Annotated in this window: 8 protein-coding genes and 1 pseudogene; 7 read left to right on the top strand and 2 right to left on the bottom strand. The window is 71.9% G+C overall.

The features are described 5' to 3' along the window. The first annotated feature begins 233 nt into the window (after positions 1 to 233). From KME77_RS23035 to KME77_RS23015, 5 genes are read left to right on the top strand one after another with little or no spacing between them, the layout of a single operon-like run. Positions 234 to 986, top strand: coding sequence for an SDR family NAD(P)-dependent oxidoreductase (locus KME77_RS23035; protein ID WP_219471013.1), 753 nt, complete (start codon positions 234 to 236; stop codon positions 984 to 986). Continuing rightward, entirely contained in the window at positions 986 to 2,935 is a 1,950-nt protein-coding gene (locus tag KME77_RS23030; RefSeq protein ID WP_246610561.1) for a helix-turn-helix domain-containing protein, read from the top strand. The genes KME77_RS23035 and KME77_RS23030 overlap by 1 nt, the downstream gene beginning before the upstream one ends. A gap of 31 nt (positions 2,936 to 2,966) precedes the next feature. After that, complete coding sequence (locus KME77_RS23025; RefSeq protein ID WP_219471012.1) at positions 2,967 to 4,238, top strand: MFS transporter; 1,272 nt, start codon at positions 2,967 to 2,969, stop codon at positions 4,236 to 4,238. Continuing rightward, positions 4,235 to 5,230 carry an alpha/beta fold hydrolase gene (locus KME77_RS23020; RefSeq protein WP_219471011.1) on the top strand — a complete coding sequence of 332 codons (996 nt, stop codon included), beginning with the start codon at positions 4,235 to 4,237 and terminating at the stop codon, positions 5,228 to 5,230. The genes KME77_RS23025 and KME77_RS23020 overlap by 4 nt, the downstream gene beginning before the upstream one ends. Further along, entirely contained in the window at positions 5,230 to 6,360 is a 1,131-nt protein-coding gene (locus KME77_RS23015) for an alpha/beta hydrolase family protein (RefSeq protein ID WP_219471010.1), read from the top strand. Before KME77_RS23020 ends, KME77_RS23015 begins: the two co-directional genes overlap by 1 nt. Here the strand turns inward: KME77_RS23015 and KME77_RS23010 are convergent. Both KME77_RS23010 and KME77_RS23005 read right to left on the bottom strand, forming a co-directional pair. Beyond that, positions 6,350 to 8,347: a glycosyltransferase family 2 protein gene (locus KME77_RS23010; protein ID WP_219471009.1), complete on the bottom strand. Its 1,998-nt coding sequence runs from the start codon at positions 8,345 to 8,347 to the stop codon at positions 6,350 to 6,352. The genes KME77_RS23015 and KME77_RS23010 overlap by 11 nt on opposite strands. 71 nt (positions 8,348 to 8,418) lie before the next feature. Further along, complete coding sequence (locus KME77_RS23005) at positions 8,419 to 9,045, bottom strand: aggregation-promoting factor C-terminal-like domain-containing protein (RefSeq protein ID WP_308250839.1); 627 nt, start codon at positions 9,043 to 9,045, stop codon at positions 8,419 to 8,421. A gap of 360 nt (positions 9,046 to 9,405) precedes the next feature. Here KME77_RS23005 and KME77_RS23000 point away from each other — a divergent pair, with 360 nt between their 5' ends. Next, complete coding sequence (locus tag KME77_RS23000) at positions 9,406 to 10,080, top strand: response regulator (RefSeq protein ID WP_219471008.1); 675 nt, start codon at positions 9,406 to 9,408, stop codon at positions 10,078 to 10,080. Then, positions 10,077 to 10,558, top strand: a pseudogene (locus tag KME77_RS22995) (sensor histidine kinase); the annotation flags it as partial. The gene KME77_RS23000 and the pseudogene KME77_RS22995, both read left to right, overlap by 4 nt.

Below are 10,558 nucleotides of genomic sequence, written 5' to 3'. Positions count from 1 at the left end.
GCCCTTTCGTCTGAGGTGCTCGACAGGGGGCCGGACATGACAACGGCCGCCTCGTCGAGGCGGCCGGGATGCGTATGACGCGAGGAGGTCCGCCTAGGAGGCGGGCCACCAGGAGTACGAATACGCGTGCATGGGAAAACCGTACCACGAAGATCCGCGCACATAACGAGGCACGGATCTATGTCGCCGGCACCCATGCCGGTGATCGCATGCGAGCGCTTAGGGTCGGTCTCATGGCGAAGGAGCTGACGGGGCGGACCGCGCTCGTCACCGGGGGCGGGGCCGGGATCGGGGCCGCCTGCGCGAGACGGCTGGCCGCCGGCGGGGCGAGGGTGCTGGTCGCCGACAAGAGCGGGGAGGCGGCCGGGAAGGTAGCCGCCGAGGTCGGCGGGGTGGCGGTGACGGCCGACCTGAGCGATCCGGGGTTCGTCGAGCTGCTGCCCGGCGAGCCGGTGGACATCGTGGTCAACAACGCGGGGTTCCAGCACGTGGCGCCGATCGAGGAGTTCCCGCCCGCGGTGTTCGCCGCGATCGTCCAGGTCATGGTGCAGGCGCCGTTCCTGATCGCGCGGCGGGTGCTGCCCGGCATGTACGAGCGGGGCTGGGGGCGCTTCGTCAACGTCTCCTCGGTGCACGGGCTGCGGGCTTCGCCGTACAAGTCGGCCTACGTCACGGCCAAGCACGCGCTGGAGGGGTTCTCCAAGGCGCTGGCGCTCGAAGGCGCGCCGCACGGGGTGACCTCGACGTGCGTGTGCCCCGCGTACGTGCGCACCGCGCTGGTGGAGAGCCAGATCGCCGACCAGGCGGAGGTGCACGGCATCTCGCGCGAGCAGGTGGTCGAGGACGTCATGCTCCAGCCGGCGGCGATCAAGCGCCTGATCGAGCCGGACGAGGTCGCCGAGATGGTCGCCTACCTGTGCGGCCCCGCGGGCTCGTTCATCACGGGCGTGTCGATCCCCATCGATGGCGGCTGGACGGCCCATTGATGAGCACACGCTTCCTCGAACTCCTGGCGCGGGAGGCGTCCGCGGTCGAGTTCGAGGGGCCGATCATCCAGGCCAGGGCGGCGGGCGCGGATCCGGCGGCGATCAAGGAGCTGGAGCAGGCCAAGGTCGAGGCGCTGAAGGTGCGCGCGCTGCTCAAGCGGCGCGCCAGGCGCGAGGCCGAGCTGTCGGCGCTCTACGACACGGCCGGCGACCTGGCGGCGCTGCGTGACCTGGACGCCGTGCTGGAGGCCATCGTGCACCGGGCCAGGCAGCTCCTGGCGACCGACATCGCGTACATGACGCTGCACGACCCCGAGCAGGGCGACACGTACATGCGGGTCACCGACGGGTCGATCTCGGCCAAGTTCCGGGCGTTGCGGCTGGCGATGGGGGCGGGGCTGGGCGGGCTGGTGGCGCAGACGGCGACGCCGTACTCGACCGCCGACTACTTCGCCGACGCCCGCTTCCAGCACAAGACCCACATCGACGAGGCCGTCAAGGAGGAGGGCCTGGTCGCGATCCTGGGCGTGCCGCTGCGGCTGGGCAAGCGGGTGATAGGCGTGCTGATGGCGGCCAACCGCAGCGCCCGGCCGTTCCACCAGGAGGAGGTGTCGCTGCTGGCCAGCCTGGCGGCGCACGCCGCCGTCGCGATCGACAACGCCCGGCTGCTGCAGGAGACCAGGAACGCGCTGGAGGAGCTGTCCAGCGCGCACCGCACGGCCCGCGAGCACGCCGAGGCGGTCGAGCGGGCGGCGCTGGCGCACGACCGGATGACGTCGCTGGTGCTGCGCGGCGGCGGGATCGAGGACGTGGCCGCCGTGGTGACCGACGTGCTCGGCGGCTCCCTGGCGGTCCTGGACGACCTGGGCAAGCCGATCACCGGCGATGTGGGCGAACTCGACGCCGGGGTGTTCGAGGCGGCCCAGGCGTCGCGGGCGCTGGGGCGTACCGTGCGCAGGGCGGATCTGCTGATCGCGTCGGTGGACGTCGGCGGGGAGCCGCTGTGCACGCTGATCCTGCGCAGCGACGACGCCGACGGGCGGATCCTGGAGCGGGCGGCGCTGGTGTGCGCGCTGCTGCTGCTGTTCCGCAGGAGCGTGGCCGAGGCTGAGGGGCGGGTCAGGGGCGAGCTGCTGGACGACCTGATCACCCGGCCCGGCTCGCCCGGCCTGGCCGACCGGGCGCGGCGGCTGGGGGTGGACCTGTCGGCGCCGCACGTCGTGGTGGTGGCGCGGCACGACGGGCAGCGGGAGCGGGCCGCGTTCTGGGCGTCCTCGCAGGCCGCGCTGCGGCACGGGCTCGCCGCCGGACGGGCCGGCGAGGTGGTGCTGCTGCTGCCCGGCCGGGACGCCGGCGCCATGGCGCACCGCGTGGCGACCGAGCTGAGCGCCTCCCTGGGCACTCCGGCGACGGCGGGCGCCTCACCGGCGGGCACCACACCGGCGGGCTCGTCATCGGCAGGCGCCTCACCAGCGGGCGTGTCACCGGCGAACGGCCCAGGAGCCGACGCCTCGGAGGCGAGCGGCGTGGCCGCCGCCTACCACGAGGCGCGCCGCTGCGCCGAGGCGCTGATCGCGCTCGGCCGCGCGGGCGACGGCGCCTCCGCCGGTGAGCTGGGCTTCGTCGGCCTGCTCGTCGGCGACGGCCGTGACGTGCGCGGCTTCGTCGCCTCGGTGCTCGGCCCGGTGGTCGAGTACGACGCCCGCAGGGGCACCGCCCTGGCCGGCACGCTGGCCGCCTACTTCGGCTCCGGCGGCTCCCCCTCCCGTACGGCAGAGGCCATGCACATCCACGTCAACACCGTGACGCAGCGGCTCGACCGGGTCGGCAAGCTGCTGGGCGACGGCTGGCTGGAGCCCGAGCGGGCGCTGGAGATCCAGCTCGCGCTGCGCCTGCACCGGCTCGGCCACACATCCCCAGCACAGACTGTGGGCCCCGACGCCATATGAGTGACGCCGGTCACTCCCTAGCGTGACCGGCATGGCCACTTCCATCAAGAAGATCGTCGCCGCGAGCCTGATCGGCACCACCATCGAGTGGTACGACTTCTTCCTGTACGGCTCGGCAGCCGCTCTCGTGTTCAACAAGCTCTTCTTCCCCGAGGCCGACCCCCTGACCGGCACGCTTCTGGCGTTCCTCACCTACGCCGTCGGATTCGTCGCCCGCCCGCTCGGCGGCCTGATCTTCGGCCACTTCGGCGACCGGCTCGGCCGCAAGCGGCTGCTGGTGGTCAGCCTGCTGCTGATGGGGGCGGCCACGTTCCTGATCGGCTGCCTGCCCACGTACGCGGGCGTGGGCGCCGCGGCGCCGCTGCTGCTGACGCTGCTGCGCCTGGTGCAGGGCTTCGCGCTGGGCGGCGAGTGGGGCGGCGCGGTGCTGATCGTCTCCGAGCACGGCGACGCGGAGCGGCGCGGCTTCTGGGCCTCCTGGCCGCAGGCGGGCGCGCCGGGCGGCAACCTGCTGGCCACCGGCGTGCTGGCGGCGCTGGCCGCCTGGCAGTCGGACGCGGCGTTCCTGGCGTGGGGCTGGCGGGTGCCGTTCCTGCTGTCGGGGGTGCTGGTGCTGATCGGGCTGTGGATCCGGCTGTCGATCACCGAGTCGCCGGTCTTCCAGCAGGCCGAGCCGGAGGAGCGGGCGCCGATCGTCGGCGTGCTGCGCGACCACTGGCGCGACGTGGTCATCGCCATCGGCGCGCGCCTGGCCGAGAACATCTCGTTCTACCTGATCACGGTCTTCGTCATCACGTACGCCAAGACCACCGGCATCTCCAACTCCACCGTGCTCAACGCCGTGCTGATCTCCTCTGCCATCCACTTCGTCACGATCCCGGTGTGGGGCGCGTTGTCGGACCGGGTCGGCCGCCGCCCGATGTACCTGGCGGGCGCCGCCGGCATCGGGGTGTGGATCTTCGCGTTCTTCCCGCTCGTGGACACCGGCAACTTCCTCGCGATCACTCTCGCCGTCACCGTCGGGCTGCTCTTCCACGGCATGATGTACGGCCCGCAGGCGGCCTTCTTCAGCGAGCTGTTCGGGACCAGAATGCGGTACACCGGGGTCTCGATCGGCGCCCAGCTCTCGGCGATCGTGGCCGGCGCGCTGGCTCCGATCATCGCGGTGGCGCTGCTCAAGAGCTACGGCAGCAGCCTGCCGATCTCCCTCTACCTCGGTCTGGCGGCCGTGCTCACGCTGGTCGCGGTCCTCGCCGCCAGAGAGACCCAGGGCCGCGACCTGGCCGAAAGGATCAAAGTATGAAGGTCACCACGCCCCGGCTCACCCAGCACGTCATGACGGCCGGGCGGGACACCGGTGAGCCCGTGCTGTTCGTGCACGGCAACGTCTCCTCCAGCGCGTTCTGGCGGGACACGATGGCCGCGCTGCCCGGGGCGTACCGGCCGCTGGCGGTGGACCTGCGCGGGTTCGGCGAGAGCGACGCCGAGCCCGTGGACGCCACGCGCGGCGTGCGCGACTGGTCCGACGACCTGGCCGAGCTGGTCGAGACGCTGGGCCTGGAGCGGGTGCACGTGGTCGGCTGGAGCCTGGGCGGCGGGATCGTCCTGCAGCTGCTCAGGGACCGTCCGGAGCTGGTCAGGAGCGTCACGCTGGTCAATCCCGTCTCGCCGTACGGGTTCGGCGGCACCGAGGGCGTGGACGGCGTGCTGACCCACGCGGACGGCGCCGGCGCGGGCGCGGGGGCGGCCAACCCGGACTTCGTGGCCCGGCTGAAGGCGGGCGACATGTCCGACGAAGCCCCGACTTCGCCGCGCTCGGTGTTCCGTGCCGCCTACGTCAAGAACCCCGTCCCCGACGAGGACTTCTACCTGCGGTCCATGCTCACCACCCGGGTCGGCGAGGCCAACTACCCGGGCGACGGCGCCGGCTCGGCGCAGTGGCCCGGAGTGGCGCCCGGCAAGCACGGCGTGCTCAACGCCATCGCCCCCACCCACTTCCGGATCGACGACCTGCACGAGATCGACCCCAAGCCGCCGATCCTGTGGATCAGGGGCGCCGACGACGTGATCGTCTCCGACACCTCGCTCATGGACCTGGCCCACCTCGGTGCGCTGGGCGTGGTGCCCGGCTCCCCCGGCACGCCCGCGCAGCCCATGGTGGCCCAGACCAGGGCCGCGCTCGACCGGTACGGCCGCTACCGCGAGTCCGTGATCGACGAGTGCGGCCACAGCCCGCACCTGGAGCACCCCGCCGAATTCCAGCGCCTGCTGGCCGAGCACCTCGCGGAGTCCTGATGTTCGTCGCGTTGACCCTGGTGGCGAGCCTGCTGACGCCCGGTGCCCACCTCACCGTCCCCGGCGCGGAGCACACCGTCGTCGCCACGCTGGACGACCTGACGACCGCCGGCACGCTCAGGAGCGGCCACACCGACCAGGCCGACTGGGCCGGCCTGCACTCGGCCGCCACGGTCAACCCCACCGGCGTCCCCGGCATCCAGATCGACGGCTACTTCCCCGACACCTCGGCGACCAACACCAGCCACGGCTGGAACCACGACTCCCAGTTCGTCATCCGGCTGCCCAGGAGCTGGAACGGCGGCCTCGTCGTCGCCGGCACCCCCGGCAACAGGGAGCAGTACGCCAACGACTTCACGATCTCCGACTGGGTGCTGTCCAAGGGCTACGCCTTCGCCTCGACCGACAAGGGCAACACCGGGCTGGACTTCCACACCGACGGCCGCCGCCCCGGCGACGCGATCGCCGAGTGGAACGACCGCGTCACCCAGCTCACGGTCGCCGCCAAGCAGGTCGTCAGGCAGCGCTACGGCAGGACGCCGCGGCGCACGTTCGTGGCGGGCATCTCCAACGGCGGCTACCTGGTCCGCTGGCAGCTGGAGAACCGCGGCTGGCTCTACGACGGCGGCGTGGACTGGGAGGGCACGCTCTGGCGGGTCAAGGGCGACAATCTGCTCAACTTCCTGCCCGAGGCGCTGAAGGGCGATCCGGCGGCGGCCGGGTTCGCGCCGGGGTCGGAGTTCCTGTGGCCCTTCCACCGGCAGTACTACTGGGAGCTGACCCAGCAGCTCTACCAGAAGGAGCTGGACCCCTCGTACGAGGGCGCCGCGGCCGACTACGACTACGACGCCCGCAAGCCGTACGCGGCCGTCGCGAGGATCGCGCTGACCGGCCGGATCACCAAGCCGCTGATCACCGTCCACGGCACGCTCGACTCGCTGCTGCCGATCGCCCGCGACTCCGACGTCTACGCCAGGATGGTCGGCCCGCACCGCCCCTTCCGCTACCACCGGGTCGAGGGCGGCAACCACCTCGACAGCCTCGTCGACATTTACCCCGACAAACTGCAGCCCCTGCTGCCGGTCTTCAGGAGCTCCTTCGAGGAGCTGGAGCGGTGGGTCAGTCCTTGAGGTAGCGGTGCCTGCCCGCGCGCGCCAGACGCACGATGTGCCGCGCGCCGGGCAGCCGGCGCCCGATCCGGTGCAGCAGCGTGTCCCTGCCCATCGGGGACCGGCGCTTGATCACCATGGGGGCCGAGGGCCGCACCTCGACCCGGCCCCTGCGCAGGTGCAGCGCGAAGCGCAGGCCGATCTCCTCCTCCGAGGTGCGCAGCGACGTCTGCCACGCGCCGGAGCTGAGGCTGTCCGGGCCCGGCATCATCCGCGTGACCGGCACCTTGGCCACGAGCTGCCCGGCGATCTTCCCCGGCACGCCGGGCTCGACCAGCGCGGGGGCGCACACCTCGCGGGAGCGCCGCGCGGTGCTGCGCAGCACCAGCTCCAGGGCGGGGCCGCCGCTGGGCGGCACGTACGGCACGGGCAGCACGATGTACAGGTGGTTCTCCTGCCGCCTGATCGTCACCCCCGGCGACACCAGCGCGATCGACTCGGAGAACGAGCGCGGCTCGACGGCCAGGCCCAGCTCTCCCGCGTCGGTCCAGCACGGCACCACCAGGCGCATCCTGGGCCGCTGCGCGAGCACGCCGAGGCATTCGAGCGGGCCCTCGGGGCGGCGCACCCGGCTCCTGGCCTGGTGCACGCCGCCGAACATCCGCACGTGCACCTCCCAGTGGCCGGGCATGAGCGGCTCGCCGTGCGCGGCGGCGGTCACGTCCACCCTGGCCTCGCCGACGATCTGCACGCGGGCCTGGCGGCGGCTGTCGGGGACCCGTTCGACGTGGTAGGCGAGCGGCAGGTGGTGAATGACGCCCGTCTCGGCGTGGCGCACGTACACCTCGATCCTGGCCCGCTCCACGGCGGAGGTGACGTCGGTGACGCTCTCCGGCAGCAGCTTGGCCTCCACCGAGCGGGGCGGCTGCCAGAACAGCCGGTCGTCGTCGGCGCGGAAGCGGGTGGGCTGCCCGTCGCCGTCCATGACCTCCACGGAGAGGCCGAGCACCAGCACGTGCGCGTCCCACCGGACCTCGGTCAGGTCCGCGCGCAGCCCGGCGCGGCGGGAGGAGTTGGCCAGCAGGACGAGCTGGTCCAGGCGGCCCGCGCGGACCAGGCAGGCCACGGCGCGCAGCTGGACGGGCAGGTAGCGGTCGAGCCGCTCGGGGAAGCGGTCGAGGACGAGCTCCTGGATCATCCGGAAGTGCGCGCCCCGGTCCACCGACGACCCGGTGAACCGGCTGGTCAGCAGCGGCCTGAGCACGGTCGAGCGGAACCAGTAGCCGTACATGCGGTCGCGCTGGCGGCCCTCGCCCACGTACGCGTCCACCTCGTCGAGCAGCGTCCGCAGCTCGGCCACCAGGGCGCGCGGCTCCTCCTCCGTCTCCTCGCGGTCGCCCAGGTGGCAGCAGACGTGCTCGGCCAGCACGGCGATGACCTTGGCACGCAGGTAGACGCGCACCGCGAACGCCTGCTCGGCCACCTGCCCGCCGGGCACCGCGAAGCCCAGCTCGTGCTCCTCCAGGAAGGCGCGCCGGTAGAGCTTGTGCGGCGTCAGCAGGTTGAGCAGCCGGTCGCGCAGCAGGTCGGCGCGGGCCCTGTTCTGTGTGAACGCGGTCATCGGCGGCCCCGAGTCGCGCACCAGGCGGCCGACCAGCACGTCGGCGTCGGTCTCCACGGCGCGCTCGTACATGCGGGGCAGCGCGTCGGGCTCCAGCCGGTCACCGTGGTCCATGAGGAAGAGGTAGTCGCCCCTGGCCGCGGCCATGCCGACGTTGCGGCCGCGCATGGGCGAGCCGGTCTGCGGCAGGTGCAGCACGCGGACGTTCCTGCGGACGGCGGCGATGGTGTCGAGCCGCTCGGCGATCCCGTCCGTGGACCCGTCGTCCACGAAGATCACTTCATACTCGTCCGCGGGCATGCTCTGCTCCAGGACGGAGCGGAAGCAGGCGTCCGCGCGCTCTCCCGGGTTGTGGACATTGACGATCACGCTGACCTTCACACCCATGCGGCCAGCGTGCGACGACCTATCTCATCGAGCGCGACGGCTTGCCGATTGCAGAAGGAAAGAATGACCTCCTAGTACCATCCCCTGGCCTGCGAGTGTCCCCAGGCGCCGCAAGGAGTGCCGTAGCGGCCCTTGATGTAGCCCAGACCCCACTTGATCTGGGTGGCGGCGTTGGTCTGCCAGTCGCTTCCGGCGCTGGCCATCTTGGTGCCGGGCAGGGACTGCGGGATGCCGTACGCGCCGGAGTAGCGGTTCATCGCCCGCTCGTTCCAGCCGCTCTCCTTCTGCCAGAGCCGCTCCAGGCAGCCCCACTGGTCGGCGCCGAACCCGAAGGCGGACAGCATCTGCTTGGCCGTGGACTTGTTGCTGCCCGGCGACGGGTTGCTGCCCACGGGGAAGTCGACGGAGGGGAAGCCGTCGCCGCCCGGGCTCTTCTTCTTGACCTCGACCCAGTCGAGCTTGTCGGGGTCGCCGCCCTTGCGGGCCTCCTTGAGCTTGGCGGCCTGGTACGCCTTGACGCCCGCCTCCTTGAGCGCGTCGGCCTTCACGTCCGGGGAGTACAGGTCACCGGAGGCGATCCGGCCGAAGTCCTCCAGGGACAGGGGGGTGGTAGGCCGGTTGGCGTTCTGGATCGCCCGGTAGGCGACGAAGCCGCCACCGCCGAGCACGACCACCGCGGACACCACGATGATCGTCACCCGCTTGCCCGATCCAGGCGAACGGGCCGGTCGGCGTGCCGAGCGGGGGGGTTTTTGCGCGGGGCGCTCACTCAACTGCGGACCAGGGCTCACGACCCATGAGCTTGCCCTGTGGTGGGGGGTGGTCCGCAACCGGAACCAGATATCTGGTTGGCGTTACATTTGCTAACGGGCTGGTTAGCGCACCCTTTCCCGAAGGTTGTGATTTTGGTCACACTGGGCGGCCCGCCCTTCGGGCGCCCGTCACCGAAGGGCGGGCCGCTTTCAGGCTGCCTGGCGTTCTTCGTGGTCCCATGCGCTCCATGTCACAGTTTCATGACAGAACGCGGGCACTCCCGCCATAGCAGAATAATTGTCCACGTGGCTGGCATTCTCCTCGTCGAAGACGACCCCTCCGTACGCACCGCTCTTGAGCTGGCGCTGGCCCGGCAGGGCCACTCCGTCACCTCGTACGCGACGGGCGAGGAGGCCCTCGACCACATCCGGTCCCGCCGCCCCGAGATCGCCATCCTCGACGTCATGCTGCCCGGGATCGACGGCGTCGAGGTGTGCCGCCGCATCCGGCGGCTCGACCAGCTCCCGGTCATCCTGCTCACCGCGCGCGGCGACGACCTGGACGTGGTGGTCGGGCTGGAGGCCGGCGCCGACGACTACGTGGTCAAGCCGGTCGAGCCCCGGGTCCTGGACGCGCGCATCCGCGCCATCCTGCGCAGGGCCGAGTCGTCGACCTCCGACCGGATCGCGTTCGGCGACCTCATGATCGACAGGGGCGCGCTGAAGGTCACGCTGGCCAGCAAGGAGATCCACCTGACGCCCACCGAGCTGCGGCTGCTGCTGGAGCTCGTCCGGCACCCCGGCCAGGTGCTCAACCGGCGCTACCTGCTGCGGGTCGTCTGGGACCACACCCACGTGGCCGACTCCCGCCTCGTCGACGCCTGCGTGCAGCGGGTGCGGGCGAAGATCGAGCCGCGGCCGGCCGAGCCGGTGTTCATCCACACCGTGCGCGGGTTCGGCTACCGCTTCAGCCCTCCGTGAGGCCGGTCCCCACCGGGTTGCGGGCGCGCCTGGTCATCACCTTCACCCTGGTCGCGGTCACCGCCTCGTTCCTGGTCGCGACGATCGGCTTCGAGCTGGCCAAGGCCGCGCTGGTCAAGCGGGCCGAGGACACCTCCGTCGACCTGGTGACCAGGGAGCTGGGGCGCATCACGTTCCCCGTCGGCACGCTCCAGCAGGGCGAGGCCCCGCCCACCACCAGGGAGCTGGAGAACCTCGCCACCGCGCTCGACGGCCCCGGCAGGAGCGTCGCGATCGAGTACAAGAACCTGGCCTACTCCGACGGCCCGCTGAACATGAACGACGTGCCCAACGAGCTGTACGGCCGGGCCAAGCGCAACGTCGTCACCCAGCGCAGGGTCATCCACAACGAGCTGTGGCTGGTCGTCGGCGCCGAGGTCTACCGCGAGACCGGCTCGGCGCCGGAGGCCACCGGGCTGCGGGCGTTCGTGTTCTTCCC

Source organism: Nonomuraea rhizosphaerae, from assembly GCF_019396405.1.
Classification (GTDB): domain Bacteria; phylum Actinomycetota; class Actinomycetes; order Streptosporangiales; family Streptosporangiaceae; genus Nonomuraea; species Nonomuraea rhizosphaerae.
Note: the sequence above shows the minus strand (reverse complement) of the source record. Positions and strands in the feature narration are given on the sequence as shown.